At 37.8% G+C, this 19,831-nt stretch carries 24 protein-coding genes and 2 pseudogenes; 12 read left to right on the top strand and 14 right to left on the bottom strand.

Annotation, left to right across the window (positions count from 1 at the left end; all coding sequences use genetic code 11):
• The first annotated feature begins 197 nt into the window (after window positions 1-197).
• Window positions 198-1,223 (top strand): IS110 family RNA-guided transposase, encoded by a 1,026-nt coding sequence (locus AB1A03_RS02825; RefSeq protein ID WP_354623056.1) that lies wholly within the window; start codon window positions 198-200, stop codon window positions 1,221-1,223.
• A gap of 277 nt (window positions 1,224-1,500) precedes the next feature.
• On the opposite strand, the gene AB1A03_RS02820 is transcribed toward AB1A03_RS02825, so the two are convergent.
• The 9 genes from AB1A03_RS02820 to AB1A03_RS02780 all read right to left on the bottom strand — a co-directional run bounded on the left by AB1A03_RS02820 (window position 1,501) and on the right by AB1A03_RS02780 (window position 8,118).
• Window positions 1,501-1,959, bottom strand: coding sequence for a hypothetical protein (locus AB1A03_RS02820; RefSeq protein WP_354623055.1), 459 nt, complete (start codon window positions 1,957-1,959; stop codon window positions 1,501-1,503).
• Between the two features lie 151 nt (window positions 1,960-2,110).
• The gene (locus tag AB1A03_RS02815) at window positions 2,111-2,515 is read right to left on the bottom strand and encodes a hypothetical protein (RefSeq protein WP_354623053.1); all 405 of its coding nucleotides are present in this window, start codon (window positions 2,513-2,515) and stop codon (window positions 2,111-2,113) included.
• A 177-nt stretch (window positions 2,516-2,692) separates the two neighbouring features.
• A complete protein-coding gene (locus AB1A03_RS02810; protein ID WP_354623051.1) occupies window positions 2,693-3,097 on the bottom strand; it encodes a hypothetical protein in 405 nt (134 codons plus the stop codon).
• 283 nt (window positions 3,098-3,380) lie between these two features.
• Window positions 3,381-3,911 carry an ATP-binding cassette domain-containing protein gene (locus AB1A03_RS02805; protein WP_354623050.1) on the bottom strand — a complete coding sequence of 177 codons (531 nt, stop codon included), beginning with the start codon at window positions 3,909-3,911 and terminating at the stop codon, window positions 3,381-3,383.
• A 67-nt stretch (window positions 3,912-3,978) separates the two neighbouring features.
• Window positions 3,979-5,283 carry a type II toxin-antitoxin system HipA family toxin gene (locus AB1A03_RS02800; protein WP_354623049.1) on the bottom strand — a complete coding sequence of 435 codons (1,305 nt, stop codon included), beginning with the start codon at window positions 5,281-5,283 and terminating at the stop codon, window positions 3,979-3,981.
• Entirely contained in the window at window positions 5,283-5,537 is a 255-nt protein-coding gene (locus AB1A03_RS02795; RefSeq protein ID WP_354623048.1) for a helix-turn-helix domain-containing protein, read from the bottom strand. Before AB1A03_RS02795 ends, AB1A03_RS02800 begins: the two co-directional genes overlap by 1 nt.
• A 254-nt stretch (window positions 5,538-5,791) precedes the next feature.
• The gene (locus AB1A03_RS02790; protein WP_354623047.1) at window positions 5,792-6,304 is read right to left on the bottom strand and encodes a helix-turn-helix transcriptional regulator; all 513 of its coding nucleotides are present in this window, start codon (window positions 6,302-6,304) and stop codon (window positions 5,792-5,794) included.
• Window positions 6,301-7,662, bottom strand: coding sequence for a type II toxin-antitoxin system HipA family toxin (locus AB1A03_RS02785; protein WP_354623046.1), 1,362 nt, complete (start codon window positions 7,660-7,662; stop codon window positions 6,301-6,303). The genes AB1A03_RS02790 and AB1A03_RS02785 overlap by 4 nt, the downstream gene beginning before the upstream one ends.
• A 279-nt stretch (window positions 7,663-7,941) precedes the next feature.
• Window positions 7,942-8,118 carry a hypothetical protein gene (locus AB1A03_RS02780; RefSeq protein WP_354623488.1) on the bottom strand — a complete coding sequence of 59 codons (177 nt, stop codon included), beginning with the start codon at window positions 8,116-8,118 and terminating at the stop codon, window positions 7,942-7,944.
• Between AB1A03_RS02780 and AB1A03_RS02775 the strand changes: the two genes are divergently transcribed.
• Window positions 8,033-8,272 carry a helix-turn-helix domain-containing protein gene (locus AB1A03_RS02775; RefSeq protein WP_354623468.1) on the top strand — a complete coding sequence of 80 codons (240 nt, stop codon included), beginning with the start codon at window positions 8,033-8,035 and terminating at the stop codon, window positions 8,270-8,272. The two genes, AB1A03_RS02780 and AB1A03_RS02775, sit on opposite strands and share 86 nt — an antisense overlap.
• 296 nt (window positions 8,273-8,568) lie before the next feature.
• The gene (locus tag AB1A03_RS02770; RefSeq protein ID WP_354623045.1) at window positions 8,569-8,877 is read left to right on the top strand and encodes a hypothetical protein; all 309 of its coding nucleotides are present in this window, start codon (window positions 8,569-8,571) and stop codon (window positions 8,875-8,877) included.
• Window positions 8,878-9,458: 581 nt separating this feature from the next.
• On the opposite strand, the gene AB1A03_RS02765 is transcribed toward AB1A03_RS02770, so the two are convergent.
• Both AB1A03_RS02765 and AB1A03_RS02760 read right to left on the bottom strand, forming a co-directional pair.
• The gene (locus tag AB1A03_RS02765; protein WP_354623467.1) at window positions 9,459-9,953 is read right to left on the bottom strand and encodes a GNAT family N-acetyltransferase; all 495 of its coding nucleotides are present in this window, start codon (window positions 9,951-9,953) and stop codon (window positions 9,459-9,461) included.
• Window positions 9,950-10,222: a type II toxin-antitoxin system TacA family antitoxin gene (locus AB1A03_RS02760; protein WP_354623044.1), complete on the bottom strand. Its 273-nt coding sequence runs from the start codon at window positions 10,220-10,222 to the stop codon at window positions 9,950-9,952. Before AB1A03_RS02760 ends, AB1A03_RS02765 begins: the two co-directional genes overlap by 4 nt.
• A 174-nt stretch (window positions 10,223-10,396) precedes the next feature.
• Between AB1A03_RS02760 and AB1A03_RS02755 the strand changes: the two genes are divergently transcribed.
• Window positions 10,397-10,624: a hypothetical protein gene (locus AB1A03_RS02755; protein WP_354623487.1), complete on the top strand. Its 228-nt coding sequence runs from the start codon at window positions 10,397-10,399 to the stop codon at window positions 10,622-10,624.
• Window positions 10,625-10,667: 43 nt separating this feature from the next.
• Here the strand turns inward: AB1A03_RS02755 and AB1A03_RS17300 are convergent.
• The 3 genes and pseudogenes from AB1A03_RS17300 to AB1A03_RS17290 form a co-directional block, all read right to left on the bottom strand.
• Window positions 10,668-10,769, bottom strand: a pseudogene (locus AB1A03_RS17300) (IS6 family transposase); the annotation flags it as partial.
• Window positions 10,769-10,996: a DDE-type integrase/transposase/recombinase gene (locus tag AB1A03_RS17295; protein WP_502945907.1), complete on the bottom strand. Its 228-nt coding sequence runs from the start codon at window positions 10,994-10,996 to the stop codon at window positions 10,769-10,771. The gene AB1A03_RS17295 and the pseudogene AB1A03_RS17300, both read right to left, overlap by 1 nt.
• A 34-nt stretch (window positions 10,997-11,030) precedes the next feature.
• Window positions 11,031-11,135, bottom strand: a pseudogene (locus AB1A03_RS17290) (IS6 family transposase); the annotation flags it as partial.
• 434 nt (window positions 11,136-11,569) lie between these two features.
• Here AB1A03_RS17290 and AB1A03_RS02745 point away from each other — a divergent pair.
• The 8 genes from AB1A03_RS02745 to AB1A03_RS17285 all read left to right on the top strand — a co-directional run bounded on the left by AB1A03_RS02745 (window position 11,570) and on the right by AB1A03_RS17285 (window position 19,807).
• Entirely contained in the window at window positions 11,570-12,157 is a 588-nt protein-coding gene (locus AB1A03_RS02745; RefSeq protein WP_354623043.1) for a hypothetical protein, read from the top strand.
• A gap of 46 nt (window positions 12,158-12,203) precedes the next feature.
• A complete protein-coding gene (locus AB1A03_RS02740) occupies window positions 12,204-12,752 on the top strand; it encodes a Fic/DOC family protein (RefSeq protein ID WP_354623466.1) in 549 nt (182 codons plus the stop codon).
• Between the two features lie 194 nt (window positions 12,753-12,946).
• A complete protein-coding gene (locus AB1A03_RS02735; RefSeq protein WP_354623042.1) occupies window positions 12,947-15,235 on the top strand; it encodes a hypothetical protein in 2,289 nt (762 codons plus the stop codon).
• The gene (locus AB1A03_RS02730; protein WP_354623041.1) at window positions 15,228-16,388 is read left to right on the top strand and encodes a hypothetical protein; all 1,161 of its coding nucleotides are present in this window, start codon (window positions 15,228-15,230) and stop codon (window positions 16,386-16,388) included. The genes AB1A03_RS02735 and AB1A03_RS02730 overlap by 8 nt, the downstream gene beginning before the upstream one ends.
• Before the next feature lie 97 nt (window positions 16,389-16,485).
• Entirely contained in the window at window positions 16,486-18,327 is a 1,842-nt protein-coding gene (locus AB1A03_RS02725; RefSeq protein ID WP_354623465.1) for a site-specific integrase, read from the top strand.
• A 275-nt stretch (window positions 18,328-18,602) separates the two neighbouring features.
• A complete protein-coding gene (locus AB1A03_RS02720) occupies window positions 18,603-18,749 on the top strand; it encodes a hypothetical protein (protein WP_354623040.1) in 147 nt (48 codons plus the stop codon).
• Window positions 18,750-18,789: 40 nt separating this feature from the next.
• Complete coding sequence (locus AB1A03_RS02715; RefSeq protein WP_354623039.1) at window positions 18,790-19,203, top strand: tetratricopeptide repeat protein; 414 nt, start codon at window positions 18,790-18,792, stop codon at window positions 19,201-19,203.
• 364 nt (window positions 19,204-19,567) lie between these two features.
• Window positions 19,568-19,807 (top strand): hypothetical protein, encoded by a 240-nt coding sequence (locus AB1A03_RS17285; RefSeq protein WP_502945906.1) that lies wholly within the window; start codon window positions 19,568-19,570, stop codon window positions 19,805-19,807.
• The last annotated feature ends 24 nt before the right edge of the window (window positions 19,808-19,831 follow it).

Below are 19,831 nucleotides of genomic sequence, written 5' to 3'. Positions count from 1 at the left end.
CATATTGGATTGAGTCTCAAGTGCGGGAATTTAACTATTTAATTACAGCAAAGCGCTGATTAAGATTATTTTTAAAAAGAATGGCTATTATATTTTTATAAATGAAAAGATATGGATGCTGAGATGGACGCTCCAAGTATCGGCATCGCAATGTGCCATGCTTAAAGCGTCTAACTAAAGCAAAAGGAGCGTCCAATATGAATACTAGTGTAATTAGCATCGATTTAGCAAAGAACGTATTTCAAGTTTGCGCACTTAACCAAGCGCACAAGGTTATCTCCAATAAAAAAGTGAAACGAGATCTATTACTTGATGTTTTACGACAATATAAAGCAACACACGTTGTTATGGAGGCCTACTATTCAGCTAACTTTTGGGGCAGAGAAATCGCTAAGTTAGGTCATACCGTTAACTTGATCCCTGCCATTAAAGTAAAGCCTTTTGTGCAAGGCAATAAGAATGATGCAAACGATGCTTTAGCAATCGCAGAAGCAAGCTTCCGACCTAACATAAAGTTTGTTAAACCTAAGTCACTTGAGCAACAAGATATGCAATGCTTGCAGCGGATACGAGAAAGACACGTCAAACAACGTACTGCTATCTGCAATCAAATAAGAGGCTTTCTTGCAGACTATGGGATCATAATCGGTAAGAACATCGTCAAGCTACGGGCAGAGTTACCTGAAATCCTCGAAGATGCTACGCAGCCCTTAACAGTCATATCAAGACAGTTTCTACAACAGCTACATCACGAAGTAAAAGGTAAAGATCTCGCTGTTAATGAAATTGAAATACAGCTGCAAGCTCTGCTCGCTGATAACCCACATTATAAACGTGCGCAGCAAGTTCCTGGCATTGGTCCTATTATCGCAGCAGGCACTATCGCAGCCATAGGCAATGGAAAACAATTTAAAAATGGGCGTCAATTCGCAGCTTGGATAGGTGTGACGCCGAGGCAACACGCTAGTGGCGACAATAGCTATATGAGCGGCATTACCAAACGCGGGAATCGACAACTACGGACTCTATTTATTCATGGAGCAAGAGCGTTAATGAATTGGTGCCACAAACATAATGACAGTTTTAACTTGTGGATACAGTCATTTATGGAAACTAAACCGACGTGTAAAGTTATTGTAGCTGTCGCAAATAAACTAGCTCGAATGACATGGGCCGTGATTGCCAAAGAGCAAGATTTTAAGTTACCAAGTTATACGATTTAAAAAGATGTTAAAACAAGTTTAACCAAGAAGGACTCACCGCAAACGGTGCTATGCACATTGTGAATTAAACTGGTTTCGCGCTAATGAAAACCTGCTCGTGGACATCGGCCGTAATAGGCCACTTGGGTGCAAAGGACATTAGCGCATTTGAATCTCATTAAGGCTCGGCCACGGATGGTCATGAAAGAAGCCGGATATATGTCGATAACCGTTTAACTTATAATGACCAGCAGTTTGCAACGAAACAGAGTACTTAAATTGTATTATCTAACTCAATTTATTTGACAGATGGGGAGCATCCATATATGTCCCCGATAGTGTGGATGTCCCCGATAGTGTTGTCGAAGTTGGCCTCCCGGATTATATCCAGAGCACACATCTCGAATGTTAGCAAGTCAACATGTAATTCGCGTTTTGAATTGTAAATTTTACCTTCAAAATCAACCAACTGCCTAAAACACTGCTTACTTGCAAGTCTTTCAAAATTATTGATACATTCATCTGTTATTCCGAAAGTATCTCCACCATTTTCTTCACAAATATCAATAACGTTCCCCTTAAAAACAGCTTTTGCCTCTTGATCTGAAACGGGCGTTAAAGCCACTTTATCGAATAACTTTTTTACCGCTAATTGTTTATCGGTTAGCGTTAGATTTTTTTCGGAGAGCGAAAAATGTTCATCATATATATAATATCCAGCGGCTATTAAAGCGGCTAACAGTAGTATTTTTTTCATTTTTTATTCCATTAGTTATATAAAGTGGCAAAGCTGGCTCTTCCGTCATCCTGCCTATCTCCGTTGTAGTTCAAGTAAACTCCACTGACAACCGGACTTGCTTATTTGCCCGTCATCATAAAACGCAGTGATAGGCTAAGAAGCGATTAAATCACAATTTTTCGAGATAGATGATATCAGATGCACATGCTTGGTATGTTTCAATGTCAGTTATTAGCACGCTGAGTGAATTGTAAATTTTACCATCAAAATCAGTGAGTTGCTCGAAGCACTGCTCACTTGCCAGTCTTTCGAAATTATGAGTACATTCAACAGCCGTTCCGTAAACATTTTCATTAATACGAGCCATTCTTTCGCAAATATCAATCATTGCCCCCTTAAAAACCGGTCTTGCCTCTTGGGCTGACACAGGTGTTGAAGACACTTTCTCAAACAGCATTTTTATCCTTAAATCTTGACCAGATCGCGTTGTGTTTTTATCAGGTGGCGATAAAAAATCGCTATAGATATAATATCCGACGGCTATTAAAGCGATCCAAAGTAGTATTTTTTTCATTTTTTATTCCATTAGTTATACATAAAGTGACAAGGCAGGCTCAACCATCATCCTGCCTATTTCTGTTACTACTCAAGCAAGGCTTGGTGACTAGCCGACTCGCTTATTTGTCCCGCCTCTTTCGCCCGTTCAAGATTTCATCGTAAAGCGCGTTAATAGATCAAAAAACAACCTAAATTACAATGCGGCGTCCCTGACTATAGCCGATGCACAGCTATTGAACACTAGAAAGTCAGCCATTAGAGCACGTTTTGAAGCGTAAACTTTACCTTCAAAATCAGCAAGTTGACCAAAACAACGGTCACTTGCCAGCGTTTCGAAATTATTGATACATTCAGCAGTGGTTCCGAAACCATTCTCTGTATTAGCACCATTGAGTTTGCAATTACTAATCATGGAATCCTTAAAAACAGGTTTTACCTCTTGAGCTGAAACAGGTGTTGAAGACAGTTTATCAAACAGCTTTTTTGCCCTTAAATCTTTCTCGGATAGCGTTGTATCTTTATCGGGTGGCGATAAATAATCGCTATAGATATAATATCCAACGGCTATTAAGGCTACCAACAGTAGTATTTTTTTCATTTGCTTTTCCTCTTCTTTTTAAAATCTAGCATTATTTTTATACATAAAACCTAGCCAACCTGACTCGCCCATAATCTTGCGTACTTTTCTTGACGTTCGAGCAAATCCTGATGACATCCCGACTCGCTTATCTGTCCGCTTTCGATCACAAAAATACGGTCGCAGTGTCTGATGGTATTTAATCGATGGGCAATGCTTATCACGGTACGTCCTTTGGTTATCTCCGGTAAACGGCTGATAATCGAAGCTTCCGATTCGTAATCCAGCGCACTGGTGGCTTCATCTAAGACCAGTATTTTCGGGTTGGTAATGCTCTAGCCAAGGTTAAACGCTGTTTTTGGCCGCCCGACAGACTGCCGCCACGCTCCCCAATTTGCGTGTTATAACCTTGCGGTAGCTGCTCGATAAACTGATCTGCCCCTGCCAGTTTTGCAGCATTCATAACCTGCTCATCGCTGGCCTGCGGCAGGCACTGGCGAATATTGTCACTTACCGTGCCGGAAAAAAGATGGCTCTCCTGCAGTACAATGCTCATGTTGCGGCGCAGTTCCACGGGATCGGCTATCGCCAAATCTAATCCATCGACATAGACCTCGCCCGAGGAGGGGCTGTATAAACGTTGTAGCAGTTTAGTGACGGTGCTTTTACCCGAGCCAGAGCTACCTGTTATGCCAATAAATTCACCTGACTTTATATCAAAACTTAAATTACTGATGACTTCTGGAGCATCACTTTGATAACGAAAACGTACCTGTTTAAAGCTGATTTCACCATTCACCTCAGGACTTGATGCAAGCCCCTCTGCACAAGCCACTAAAAAACAACTTAAGCAGTGGTCACTGAGCTTTGCTGTTGGAAAAACTCAATATTTGAAGCTTGATTTATAATTTTTTAAGCTGTTTTAACATTCCTGAAAATATACTTTCTGATATTTTTTTTGGAAAATTGACTGGCAAGCTAGCTTGAGTTTCAATAATTATTTGCTCTGTACTCGCTTTAATATCACTGAGTATTCCCTCCATTTTAACCGTTTCAAATCCAACTTGCTTTGCTGTTTCAATAAAATGTCGAGGGTAAATTTTATTAATATGATACTTTTTACCTTTCGTCGCTTTCAAGCCCATCGCCAGTTTTACCTGACGAATATTTAGCCCTTTTTTATTCACGACAGGGAAAACAGACAACACATCATAAAACGGTGTTAATTGAAATTGTCCATCTGGTAATATGTAAATTGAAAAGTTTTTAGCGTGACCATCTGAAGCGCCCATCAGCCAAAACAGCACTTGTGCCTTCATAAAGTCGCATCTATCTTTTGCTGCATTCTTTGAGCCTAATAGATGACTCATGATTTGCTCAATGCCAGGGCCACCTTGGTTTTCATACTTCAAGGCTGAAGGTACATTAAATACTTGGCAGTAATCTTCTTGAGGCCTTCTCATTAACCATTTTTTATCACTTGAATATTGGCGATCAAAACGTTCAACAGAAAGTACATTCATCTCCTCTAATGTTAATATTTCACAGCCAGCAGCAGATAAGCCGTAAGCTTGTAGTAATTGCATACATAAGAATTCGTTCTCTACGCTATCAGACATATCTAGTGAATAAGAGTGACTTTGAATCTGCCCAATAGGCAGTTTGATAATGTGAGAAGTAGGTGTGGAATTTAAGGGTAAGCACCAAGTTTGATCGATATTCAATAGCGCTGTTTTTTCTTGTGCTCCCGCAATGGATATGCGGAAATCTTGCAGCTCTGCAATCATACCAAGTGGTATATCGGCACGATATCCCATTATTATTTTATTTAACTCTTCATGATCTAGCGCTCTATATTCTATATTTTTAACGTTTAAAGGGACTTCCCCTTTTGGTAATAGCTGCAGCGCACCTATGCAGTCTCTACCGATCATGGATAACAAATCAAAGGGTAGAGAAGAGCCAGCTTGATAACGCGCAACAATACGCTGTCTGACCTCTGAGTTGTCAGGCAATAAATTATCAAAGTAGTTATACACAACATCGCCACGATATTCAGACTTAGCGAGCGGCATTGATAATGAAACCGGTCGGCTTCCACTCAATGCTAACCAACCTGCTGAGTAACGAAAAGAGTGAGCACCGTTACTAGACTTTTTAAACTCACCAACAAGATAACCATTGAGGTAAACATCTAAAACAGCCATTACCACTCCTCTTTCCAGCCTGATTCATCATCGCTATTTTTGCCATTACGAGGTGTAATTTCAAAATCTAACTCAAGCGCAGAAAGTAGTTTAAAAAAGGTATCCATCTTGGTCGTTCCAGACCTTAACTCAAAGTTTGAAACAGTGTCTTGGCGAATCCCTACTTTTTTAGCGATATCTGCTTGAGATAATTCATTATCTAAACGAACATCCTTTAAATATGCACTGAGTTGTTTTGTTGTGGATATTTTCATATTACACCTTACACGCTATAACAAGTAAACAAAGTATTACACGCCTTAACAGGTAAATCAAACTTTACACGCTAAAACCAGTAAACACTAGTGACTGAATTAGTAAGAAAATGCTGCTAGAGGATTAGTATTAGTACTTCCTTGGGATGAGTTATGACGCTATTGAAAACACAACTAGAGAAGATATAAGCAGTATTACAAAACGGGTAACTGTCAGATTAAGTCTGAGCTAGTACACTTCACCTGCATTCTGGTTAGAATGAATCACCATCGCCACTCAATATATCGCGCAAAACACTCTTACTCTTAGGAACCAAGCTAAGCTCAAGACCAAAAGGCTTAAATACCTTATTGATAACATCTGCACTTGGCATTTTGCTACCATTCTCTATATCAGAAATCGTCTTACGAGATACGCTTACCATATTTGCATAATCTTGTTGCTTCATATTAAGCACCTCTAAACGCAACTGCCTTAAAGCATCACCATAAGTAATTTCTCCTAGCAACAAGCTTCCCATAATTGCCCGAGTGATGAGCTTAAGCACATCCTTATGAGTTACTCTACCTGCTACGACCTTTTTAGCCACCCTACGCTTGGTAGGAGCAAGCAGGGGATCATAATCGCGACTCGTGTCTATCTCCACCTGCTTACCAGTCGAACTCACCTTTATGTTCCGCTTGCCCGAATCACTAGGCAACTTTTTCACAGCTTGCTCTCTTTCAGTCACTTGATTAACCAACATCATTGTATGTTTGCTTCTCATAACAGCCCCCATCTTTTCAATTTATCTTCAATATAGTCAAAGCCAATATTAGAATGATTTAAAATAGCTAGTGGCACTCCACGAACAGCAAGACGAGCCTTAAGAGTAAGTAAATCTTTAGCAGTATTTTGTAATTCCGCCATTAACTCTGCCGGTTCAACATAAACCTCCAAAGACTTAGTGATAGCCCCAAAATCATATTCCCCCCCCTTTTCCATAGGAGAAGCCCACTTCGTTACCCGTGTAATTCCCTCGGGATCAGCTTTCATAGGCGCAAAATCATATATAGGTGCGAACCTAATACCATTTTCATCCCTCAAGAAAGAAGTGTTACGCCCATGGTTATCACTATTGCCAAACACAATGTTTAGTAAGTCCCGCTTTACCCACTCTGCCACAAACGCGGAAGCATCAAAATGAAAGTCTGGATTCTGAAGAAGCAGGTCACTCCCTTTAATCTTACGAATCACATCATCAATAGCATGATTATGATCAACGTAAGCTCCAGAACGCTGCTTAAGCATTGAGTAAAGAGACTCCATGCCATAGCGTTTAGCCACTCCGTTACTATCCATCTCTATATCAAAACGAGGTAGCCATAAAGAAGGTACGTTTTCCCCTTCTTCAAGCCTCATATCTGCAATAGGGATAGTATCAAAGCCCATGGCATGTAGCTCATGGTAGAAATGGTATTCAGCCCTTAAAATATCGCTATCAATGTTCGCTTTCCCTCTAGGGAACTTTACCAAGTAATGAATATCTGTAGAGTTGTTTAATTGAAGGTTATCAATCCATACCTGATTCGCATCGTTTAAACGCACAAGCAACTTAGGTGCAGCACCTCCAGCGCCAGTGGCACCACCACAGGCGGCCCCCCTTTCTTGAGCATACTCTAAAAAATCAACTGACTTATCTATCACATGCTCAATAGTAAAATGCTGGCCAACTGATTCTTCATCACCACCTGAGTTATGCAATAAAGACTCCTTGATCCTTAAGTTACCAATAGGGGCATTAGTGCTAGTGCTAAGAAGTATAAAATGCTGTGCATCAATCGAGTGGTCTAAAATACCTAAATGACGAACCAAAAAGTCACGGCTTGATCCACTAGGTATAATGTCATCTATAAATGTAAGCAAGCCATTAGCATCAATGTACTTTTCCATCATTATCACTGGGTGATTAATAGAAACCGCACGGTGATCATCACTATTCGGATTCAGAATGGTGTGATCAAAATCATACTCAAGCTGTGTCCCCTTAAATAGAACACCATTTGTATTTCTAAACGAAAGTTTCGCAATATCAACCCATTCTCTATCCAAGAAAGCTTGGATTGTTAGTTCATCTTGCTTCATGCTGTCACCATTAGTTAGTCACTAACTTTAATTGATAATGTATATAACTTTACTCATTAACAGAAATTTAATCAATTAATGTAACCAAAATTGACACATTACCCTAAATTAATAAGATTAATGTAACTGAATTTGATACGTTAACTTAAATTAACAAGGTTAATACAAAAATTAGCAACCTCAAAGTCCTAGTGAGCCGCTGGAGTGCGTTGTTCTGCCCATTTTAATCGCCAGATGAATAATATCACCTCTACTTAAGTCGCCAAAATCAATGTACCACTACACCCTTTCCCTCTTTTGAATATGCAGCCTCCTACAAAGAGTATCAGCAACTTCATAGGTGGACTTTAATAGCGCCTTAGTCAGCGATATTTTTTGTACTTGCAACTCAGATAAACGCGCTTCGCGATGTGCAATTTCGTTATCAATCTGCTGTACTAGGGGATGGTCGTGCACACCGGGCACCATCAGAAGAATATTTAATGAAACAGAGACAAGAGTTGAATTAAATGTTGTTGAAACTTTATGTGAGTATTTAAAAATTGAAGTTGGCGATCTTTACGAACTTCCAAAGAAAGATTTAGAAGGTGAGTCTGAAGAAACAGTTTGAAGACGCTAAGGGATTATTAACCTAGCTAGTACTAAAAAATCAGTTTGGGCAGCAGATGGTCACCGTTTGGTCACCTCATCAGCTTGGAAGGCTTACCCCCTAGTTTTTGTTTTTAACTTAAAAATACCAACTAAAATAATAACTTCTTTTAAAACATGCAATTAAAGACAGTTTAACTAAAAATATTTAACACCATTTAAGATCACAAAACACCTATTATCACGGCATTTTCTTTGTTTTTGGCCACAACCAATCGTATAGTATTTATACTAAAATGGCAATTTGAGTGGTGTTATATGGTCAAAATTTTGAGTGCAAACAAGAAGAAAAATCTAACTTTTGAGATTCATGAAAGTGCAAAAATTGCATTTGAATTTTGTATTTCAGTTGAAAAATTATTCAACATTGAAAAGCTCCCGACCTCATCTGTTGATTTTTTTGCTAAGTCGATGACCCTACATGCAATCGAAAATAACAAATCTATTCAAATAATTTCAGGCTTCGAACACATCGCTTTCGATTTAACAAAAGCTGATTTTTCTTCTATTAACACCCTCATCTATTCACCTGAATTATCTGAATCTGACATTACAGAAATGGCTTAGTCTGGGGTCATTGAAAAAATTCACTCGTCAATTGACATGAAATCACTCGGCCATTTTATGAATCAAAGCAATAAAAATATACCAACAGATTCTCATGAAAATACTTTATGGATCAGGCCATTTGTCTGAGCCTAAATTAGCAGAATTAGCATCGATATGTCGTGGTACTATTGCTAACCAGAGAACTGCAATTAGAGGAGAGAATGAAGCTAATGAAAGCATTAGCAAAGATGATATTTTAAGTGAGATGAGGCTGGAATTGCTTTGATAATATTCAGAACTGAGTGCAATTATCAACAGGTGAAACCGATAATAGATATGTACTTACGCCAAAGTTAGCCAGTTAAATTTACTATCGTTATTTTTCAATTTCTTCTCTAGTTCACAAATCGATTCACCAGTTTCAATTGCTGTAGAATCTAGCAACGGTACGATAAATTTGATTTTTTAAATCGGTATTTTCTTTTTTACGCTTTGTCATTTTTACCCAAATTAAATTTTCAACAACATAGTATTTCAGACTGAAGGTATAGTAACAAGGCTAACTAATTGGCATTACGGTTTAATTACCGCTAACCAAGCTAGATACTGACTCTTATATCAGCAATTGTTATAAACAGTTTATTATTTGCATCTTTAAAGGGCGTGAAGCCATATTTTTCATAGAAATGCCCCGCACCATCTTTCGCATCAACAATCACAACTGGAAATGCGACCGTTTCACTGGCTGCTAATAATTTTCTAAGCGCATCAATTAAAAGCCACTCTCCAAAACCTTTACCCTTGTATCTTTGGTCAACAGCTAATCTAGCGATTAAGCCACCAGACGTAACATTGTAATGTTTCTTTTGTAATTTTGCTGGCAAGCCATCAGCATCAATAGGCGTCATCGTTAATGTATAATAACCAATAATATGTTCAGGACAGCGTTCATCCTCAAGTACAAAAGTACGAGTATTGTCTTTTTTAGCTTGTTGACTTGCCATTATTTTTAGGTAATTGTTTAGTGCAGTTATACCACAATCAAAGCGATTCCGATCGTGCTTAGCTTTTTCTAATTGGACAGTGTTCATTATTGTTTTTTGTCCATGTAGCGTAAGGCTGCTTGTTGTAGTTTATCATTTGATTTTGCAGGTTTATCTAAGGCATTCATTAATGCCGTTGTATCTTTCTGACTTAATTTAAGGGATCTTTCACGTTCCATAATTGTGTTTGCTTTTTCTAAAGCAGCACTAAGTACAAATGAGTTAATGCTAGACATGCCAGCAATAGCTGCAGCTTGTGAAAGTAGCTCTTGCGTATCAACGTCTACACGAGCAGTAATACGAGGTAGTGCAGTAGCCATAATAATCTCCAGGTTGTGTTAAAGTGGCACATCAAAAGTATATTACAATTACAGACTTCTTACAAACAAAAGTGTCAAAGTGGCACGTTTAATCAATATATCAGCACAAGTAATTACCTCTGTAAACATGACTGTATAAGAAGTTACAGCGAACCACTTGAGTTAGGATTATCAATGACAGAAGATGACGTTAAAGCAAGATTTGAAAAAGAGAATATTAAAATATTCTTTATGACGGTATTGTCAACTTATATGAACAGGACGATTAAAGACTCTAAAATTAGCTTTAATCTGATTTTTGGACACAACTCACCTGCATCCATTCTGAAAAGGAGCGCTCTCGGAATGCTCGATAATGTTTTGCTTGCATTAAATGACGACCAAAACGAAACAGGTTATTGACCACACCATGACAACTTAAAAACAGTTGAGCTTGACCCTGTGATTTGAAGCGTCGCATCTGTCTTTCTTGTTGCCGAGTGGGCTGATGAGAGAGCTCGCAACCATTATTTGCATACTGAACAGTTGAGTGCTCTACGCTTGGTATTAATTCTTTTTTGCAGCAGAATAACTTGCTAATTTATCCGTCACAATCTTTAACGGCGTACATCCCTGCCCTTTTAATAATCGTTTAAAGAAGCGCATCGCAGCCGCCATATTCTTTCGTTTCTGAACCCAAAGATCTATCTCGTCACCATCTTGATCAACGGTTCTTTTTGATCTGGTTACAGTAGATATTGCCGTATTTTTTACACCACTGCCGAATCGTTTCATAACTGACGATGATACCTCTCGCTGCTAGTAATTATTCAATATCACGAAAGCTCAGCGTAAATCGATGATAAAGCCAAACAGCATGGCTGATTATTTGTGCAGGATAACGATAACCTGCGTAGATATTAGAATTATGCATCAACAGATTATCGCACAATTGGCTTGGAGGTTGTTAAGTTGACAATACCGTGGAAAACTAACAATAAAAATGTAATAAGCAGTGTGTGCCACAAGTTGGCCACAAATCTGCCACAAATTTATTTTTACTGGATGCCAGAAACAAAAAAATCAACCGTAAGAGGTTGATTTTATGAAGATAAAACTTGGAGCGGGCAGCGGGAATCGAACCCGCATCATCAGCTTGGAAGGCTTACCCCCTAGTTTTTGTTTTTAATCTGAAAATGCCTATTAAAACAACAACTTCATTTAAAACATATAGTTAAATATAAATTTAAAAAAATAATTAACACCGTTTAACATCACAAAACACCTATTATTACGGCACTTTCTTTGTTTTTGGTCACAATAGATTGTATAGTATTTATACTGAAATGGCAATTTAAGCGGTGCTATATGGTCAAAATTCTAGGTGCAAACAAGAAGAAAAATCTAACTTTTGATATTCATGAAAGAGCAAAAACTGCATTTGAATTTTTTATTTCCATGGAAAAATTATTCAACATTGAAAAGCTCCCCACCTCATCGACTGAGTTTTTTACTAAGTCGATGACCCTACATGCAATTGAAAATCACAGCTCTATTCAAATAATTTCAGGTTTCGAACATGCAGCTTTTGACTTAACAAAAACTAATTTTTCTTCCATCAACATACTCATTTATTCACCTGAATTATCTAAAAATGACATTTCTGAAATGGCTTGGTCTGGTGTCGCGGAAAAAATTCACTCATCAATTGATATGAAATCACTCGGCCATTTTATGAATACAACTAACGAAAAAATGCCAAAAGATTTCATAAAAACACTTTATGGCTCAAGTCATTTATCTGAGCCAAAACTGGCAGAACTAGCATCAATATGTCGTGGCACGATTGCTAATCAGAGAACTGCAATTAGAGAAGAAAAGGAAGTAGATAAAAAAATTAACAAAGATGATATTTTAAATGAAATGAGAGCAGAGCTACTTTTAAGCAAAGCCTAACATTTAAACGAATTAACCAATCAGACCGATAAATCGTTCATAAGGAATCATTTCTGAAGCCGAGATCAATGAAGCTGAAAGTCTTCTGCTTGTTCAGCTATATCAGTATTTATTCGATGGCTCAAACCCCGCATTAAGTTCATTAACGGTCGCAGACATTAGCGAATGGCACCGAAAATGGTTAGGTAATATCTATGAATGGGCAGGTACCGCAAGGTCTGTAAATATGAGAAAAGGAAGCTTTGATTTTTCGGCTGCGAGACAAATCCCTAGTCTTTTAGATAACTTTGAAAAATCACTACTCAATAAGTTCGATGACTTACCTAATATAAGCGAAGAATCTCTTATTCATTTTTTAGCAAAGGTGCATGTAGAGTTTATTTTGATCCATCCTTTTAGGGAAGGTAACGATAGGATTGCACGATTATTACTGGATGTTATTGCAGATAAGGCAGGCTTTTCGCTTTTGAATTACAACCTTTGGGACGAGCATAAAGCGTTTTATTTTAAAGCGATTCAAGCGGGTGTTGCAGGTGATTATCAACACATGGAAAGGTTAATAGGTGATGTACTTACGCCAAAGTCAGCCAATTAAATTTACTTTCTTTATTTTTCAACTTTTTCTCGAGTTCAGGAATAGACTCACCCGTTTCAATTGCAGTAGAGCTAGCAACGGCACGATAAATCTAGATTTTCTTTTTTACGCTTAATCATTTTTTCACCTAAATTAGATTTTCAACAATATTAGCACTTCTAATTGAAAAGATATCACATGAATGAGGATTATCAATGACAGAAGATGACGTTAAAGCAAGATTTGAAAAAGAGAATATTGAAATATTCTTTATGACGCTATTTCCTGCTTCATTCGAAAAAGATGCCCTCTCTTGTATTTCACAAGAAGTAAAACGACTGACTCAGCTTCTTTCTCCTACTTTAAAGGTAAGTTTTGATGAAGATATCCTACTACAAGAAAAACTAAGAGAATATTCACAGTGTACGCCCTGCACAAAAAAAACGTTATTGATTCGCTGCAAAGATCATTTAGGTACGTATTATTTACCGGCAATGCTAGCTTCTGAGCCTATCAGAAAATCATACAACCTAGAGCAATTTGATCAATACAAAGCATTGATGCTTTCTGTCGCTATTAAATTGATTTTTATGGGAAGCACTCAAGGTTTAATTAAAAGAGCTTGCGATGAGATAAGGCTATACGCAGAAGGGAAAAGAGAAAACCTTACTCCATACTTGCCTAGGCTTAATAAAGTCGGCAATCGCTATCTACAAAGCCTAATTAGTGACTTTGAAACTGCACGAGAAGATTTACCTAACAGTGACTTATCGAAAAAGCTCACTAAAGCAATCGATGCTCAATTAGCACACTATCATACTCCCTTAAGTAATTGCGCCGAAGGTAAGCAAGGCATAGAAAAGAGCGGTGGTACTCGAGAGTTTACGAGTAAACACGCGATGGTTGAAACAATTTATGAAGATGCTGAATTGGAAGATGAAAATAACATCGAGGTTAAAGTACTTGCAAGCCAAAAAAAAGCGACCGAGAAATACCAACAAGAAGAAAATATTGGTAATACTAAAGAGTTTGTTGTTGTAACGATAAAGGAAGCTTCCTCTGAGCACACACTCTCTCATTATGGTGCTCAAGCGTTACAAGCAAAAGCTATTTCAGACCATATCATCCAAAATAAAATTTCCGCTTCCTGTAGCATAAACCAAGCAACTGAATTTGAGATACAGCAATTATTAGCTTATTGTGAAACCCATTATTACTCTGCAGCTGAAGAGCAAAAACCAGTCGTTAACTGCTTAATATTGATGCTATTTTTAGGGAATGCTCTACCGCAAATTATTAACACCAAATTTAGTATTAAAAACGGGAACAGCTCCCTCACTAGAAAACATGTAATTCCATCTCAAAAACAACGCCCTGAAGTCGCGCTTTATTTACCCCATGTCAGCCAACACTTTGATATTACCTTTCCTTCTTCATTAAAAAATGCAACGCTTTTACGAAGAGTAACGAAAGAAGATCTTTCCGGTGCTTTATCAACAATTAATAAGCAACACCATACACATTTAACGTTAAATAAAATCAGTGGGTTTTTAAGCCATTTTCATAAACAGGTAGGCATTGATCCTGTATTAACACAGCTAATATCTGATCCTGATGTACAAAAATTACCAGCCCTTTCATATACACATATTAATATTGAAGACCTGATCGATACCTTTGATAATTTTGTCCGTTATATTTATAACATAGCACCAACTATTTCAATTTCACGCCCCTATATTTCCGTGAAAAAAAAAACCAAAAAGCAAGGTGCGATCGACAATAAACAGATCGGCTCTGCTTTATATGTATCTGATGAGATCCTTTCTAGTTTAATGAATAAGTTAATTGAACGTCTTAATAAAAGCGCAGCAAACAAGAGCTATTGGTTTACAGAAGATCACCATGATTTGATCACATCATATTCGCAGATGGTTTTAGGGCTATCTTCTGGTTATCGACCAGTAACGGGATGGTTAGGTAAAAAGTCTGATTTAAACCTTTTTTCAGGTGAGTATTACATTTCAGATAAAGATTCATTAGCGATCGGATCTGGCCGCGTTGTTATTATCCCCCCTATTACATTAAAAATAATTAAACAATACTTAGAGTTTGTGTCACAGGCTGCGCGTTATTTTAAAAATATAGATCCTCAATTAAGTAAGCGTTATCAAAAAATATTAAATAGTCGAGAACACCTCTTTTTTTATCGCAATACTCAAGATCCTGATAACCTATTTGATGAATCAACACCAAGCACCATTATTTTACAATTTGATTATTTTCCACTCCCTCCTAATTGGCATCGCCACCAATTGAGAACACTTTTACATAAACATAAAGTAGCGCCTGACCTAATGGATGCTTGGATGGGGCATACAGGCATTAGCCAAACGGCTTTCTCACAATTCAGTAGCATTGGCATTAAAGATTTAAGAGGGATATCAATCTTTATTGAGAACTTACTGAATAGAATCGGCGTAAAGGAGGTTGCGTATGTCTAATGAGATTGGCGCGAAGGCAAGACGGAAAAACAGAAACGATGAGATACGATGCGTATTAGAAAGAGCAAGCAAAGTCGTGAATGATTTCCTACCTGTCGAGCGTCCGCTTCAACAACCCGAGTTTCTGCCACAGTGGGATAAAATGGAAGAAAGGCTACGTGACACATTTGGAGAATCTCGCGACTTTAAATTAGCGTTTAATCGCGCAGTTAATACCGTTGAAAATTATCGCAAAAAACATAACTGGCAAGTGAGTGCCCCTGCTTACTTATTTACCGCTAAGCCAGAGAAACAAACTAAAAATATAAACTGGTTACACACTGCTTGGGCATTTGAACAGGAATACCGTGGCTGGTATGACGATTTTATTAAACAACCACCAGCAAAAAGGTCCATTGAACAGCATTTTCAAGCACTATTACTTTCCTTCATGTGCCATTCTGGCCATTGCAGTTACCCGCTGATTATTGCCTTCTCAAAACGACTTACATCGCCTTTAACCATCGTTAAAGCGGGTGGCTTACCTTTAATCACATTAAGCTATAAAGCCTCTGGGTTTAATACAAATGTGTACGATGAGGAAGGGAATAGTTCAACGCAAAGCCAGTGCTATTTATCCCCTTTCACACTAGGACTGATCAAGCAGTGGCAATCATTGGACAAGTTAAATTGGAAGTCCCCTACATCTCACTTAGCCCTGTATAACCAAATTATATTGGGCATGGATAAGGAACTAGAATATTTCCCTGACTCATTAAAAAAACTAAGCAGAGTAGCGACCTATATTGTGGAGCGAACTGAGGGTGTTAACATTAATCAGGCACTTTCTGAATATATATCTGGGCGAACCAAATCCTACTCTTTACCATCGAGCAATCTAGCTAGAATCAATACCACTTTAGTTGCTCAGGGTAGATTTGAACCAAATGCAAACAAAATAGATGCCAATGGTATATCTACTAACAGCCCAACTTCTATCGGTAACCATTCAAGTCCAAATAGCGAATCTGTTTCATCGATTAAAAGCAGCATTAAAGAAAGCAGAGCCAAAACAAAAACGTTCGGAAAAAGCACTCGAAAAAGCATTATTAAACATTGCGCAGCTACCTCTACCAACTGCTCCCAAAGCACTACTGCATTGGTTTATTCATAAACTAGCCACAACATGTAAACCAAAAACAATTGCTAACTACCATTCATTATTAACGCGTCGATGGCTGTTTGCTTTTGAAGGTGAAAATATTCGAGATATGTCGCACAGTCAGATAGCTGAAATATATAGAGAGTTGATTGAAAAAGCACCGACTGAAAAAATTAAACAAAGCCTAATAAAGCGTATTAGCGACTTACATTCATTTTGCGTATCACAATTTGGCTTTCCAGCTTTACTTGAACCTATCAATAGTAATGCAGAACAACCTAATCACACTCGTGCAGGCTTTGTAGATGAAGCGCTCTTCAGTGCAACCTTAGAGGAAATAAATAACTTAACCGATTTAAGTGATGACAATAAAGACATATTAAAATGTATTGCCATTATCAGCTTCCGTTGCAACCTGCGCATTGGTGAAATAAGAAAATTAACACTCAATCAAATTGAAAAATCAGAGATTGGCTGGATGCAAATCCGCACTAATAAAATTGGCAACAATAAGAAACCCGCCTCTTTAAGAAAAGTACCACTGTATCCATTACTCACCAAAAATGAAAATGAACTCATTCGAGAGTATATCAGTCGCAAGCGAATATTATCAATGGCAGATAACAACCTTGCATTTACATTAGGCAGTGACATTTACACGCCCTTTTCTGAGCTCTATGTTTCAAGCACAATTTCAGGCATCTTACGCCATCTCTCACAGCTAGATATTTTTGTGTTTCATCACCTAAGACATAGCTGCATTAGCCGGATACAGCTAATGGTCGAAATCGATGATGCCTACGCCCTACTGCCTAATGCAGTACCTTATTCAAAAGAACAAAGCGAAGCAATCACACAACTCATTTGTGGCCAATCATTACGTAACAAGTACTATGGCATTGCACGTTTTGATGGCCACGCGACACCAGTTACCTGCTTTAGTAATTACTTTCATTTTTCTGATTGGATTGTCGCCTACAAACTATCTAAAACAACGCATAGCATCACCCCACAAGAGAATCGAGCTTTTGGCTTAACAAATCGCCGTCATTTCTCCGAATTACAAGCCACACACTCAAATTCAGTGCAAATAGCGCACTGCCATGAGGAGTTGAATAAAAAATTAAAGATAAATAGATTAGAGCCTCAGTTGCTTGGTGCAACAGAATTTAAAGATAAACAGCATAAAGAAGCTCAAAAAAAGCGAATAAGTATCATGCTTTGTTACGATATTCTAAAGAAAATAGAACAGGGTTATGCTGCAGAGTTACCGGCAATTGAATTTAATATCAACATTAAAACGATTAATCACTGGATAGACAACGCTAGTTATATTCAAACATTCATTACCAAAAGAAGTAACCCTGCTCCTCGCCATTCAAGACCTTCATCATTACTTCAAGGTAAGCCGCCAAGCAGTAAAGAACTCGCTTTTCTCGATAAGATAACAACCCAAATGCGCACGGAATTTCCTGAAAATAAAGAGCACATTACCAATATGATAAAGCATGCATTACAAAACCAATGCATGAATCAATCAGGCATCAATTTCAATTGGCCAGAAGACTTGGAATACTTTTTAAAAGCATTTGAAAATATCATCCCCAAAAGTAATTGGCGCGTGATCACTTACACTATCGAAGAAGGCTCATTAGTTAACGAGTGGGAGCTCGCTTATAAAAATATTCGAACGAGAAAGGGGGCGAGAGCGAAATCTACAGGTTCACCAGGCAGAGGACATGTACGCTTAGAGCTTATTCATCCAGATGAAGCGTCAATTAAAGCAATCCATAGAGAAAGCCATGCTGAAAAACTAGAAAAGTTTAATACATTGAGCACTTCCCCAGTAAAAAAATCCTCTAGCGGAAAAGTAATAAGAAAATACTCATCAAATGCCCTTAGTTTTTTAATTCACATGATGGGAATTATGATGTTAAATAAGAATGCATAAACGATGACTTTGCTTAAAGTGTGTAAGTTGGCAAATAAACTCCTAAATTTTTTAACCAAAATAATAAATACTTGGAATTTTTCATCAACAGATTATCGCACAATGCGAAGTACCAGAAAATACTAACGAAAGTAAAAATGCTGAGAAATAACTTCGCCCCTTTAGCAAGTTCCAAATTGCCGAGAATTGCTGAAAATAGAAAGCAAAACTTGAATTTTTATAAAAACAATGAGATCGTGCTGTATATTTTAAATATTATTTATGGAGAATTGCTAATGCAAAATTTATCTAATGATGAATTATTTCATTTTGCGCTGGATGCCAATAAAAATGAGCGTCACGATACAGCGATTGGTTACCTAAAGCAGCTAATTGAAAACGTACCAGAATCACGAACAAGGATTGTTCCTTCTTGGCGCTGAATACGCCCAAGTCGGGCTTTTTTCAGAAGCTATAAAGTATATGGAAAAGACCATCGAATTAGGTACTACTTTAACTGCGGCTAATTTTCAATTAGGGCTGTTATATATGGCAACAGAAGAATACGACAACGCACAAGAGTCATGGAAAACGATTCAACAAGAAGGAGAAAATGATTATATTTATATTTTTTCCCAAGCCTTAATTCACCTCGTCAATAATCAAGAAGAAAAAGCTAAATCACTGTTAGCGGAAGGCATTGAGTTAAATAAAGACAATACAGCACTTAATAATGACATGAAAAATGTATTAAACTCAATCGGAAAGATCAATATGTTTCCCTTCCAACAACCAAAGGAAAAAAACGTTAATTTAGCTGAGGAAAATGTCCAAGAAGAAGAGGACGATAACTCTACAAATCAATTGTTTCTTTCTGCTTATCAAACAACACACTAAATCCGATAAGACTGCAATAGAATGGCCAATGCGTCTATTACAGTTTATTGATCGTGAATTAATACAAACTGATTCTAAAATTTACTTATTACAACGTATCATTCTGTGCTATTAAAGGCTTTCTTTTATTACTTAGGTTCAAATAATAAGTGCATAACTTGAATTGGTAGACAAAGTGGTCTGCTGAATATATGCTAAGCGTTTTTGCTCCGGCAAGAGATGCAACAATGAAAACATATAAACAACTGACCTATGAAGAACGATGCCAGATTTATGCACTAAATAAAAGCGGTATGAGTTGTTAACGATTCTTTGTCTGATGTTAGCCTTTTCTCTTATCGACCAATAGTGGCGCTCGGTATAGTTGACACCAGCGCAGGCACACTTCATCATCGCTAAGAGCTTGATTCTCATCGATATCGGCATACAAAACCAAATGATAATGATTGGACATAATGGCATAAGCGCAGATGTTGATATTAAACACGTCCGCCAAAAAATGCATACGCTCCGCCAGCCATTGCCGACGGTGACTGAAACTCTGCCCGGTAAATTTATCTTCACCGCACAAAAACGCGCGGCGAACACACGGGAAATACAGTGATAATAAGGGGTGTCGATAAGAGAA

The sequence above is a fragment of the Psychromonas sp. MME2 genome, from assembly GCF_040566515.1.
Lineage (GTDB): Bacteria > Pseudomonadota > Gammaproteobacteria > Enterobacterales > Psychromonadaceae > Psychromonas.
This window is presented reverse-complemented; position numbering and strand designations above follow the sequence as displayed.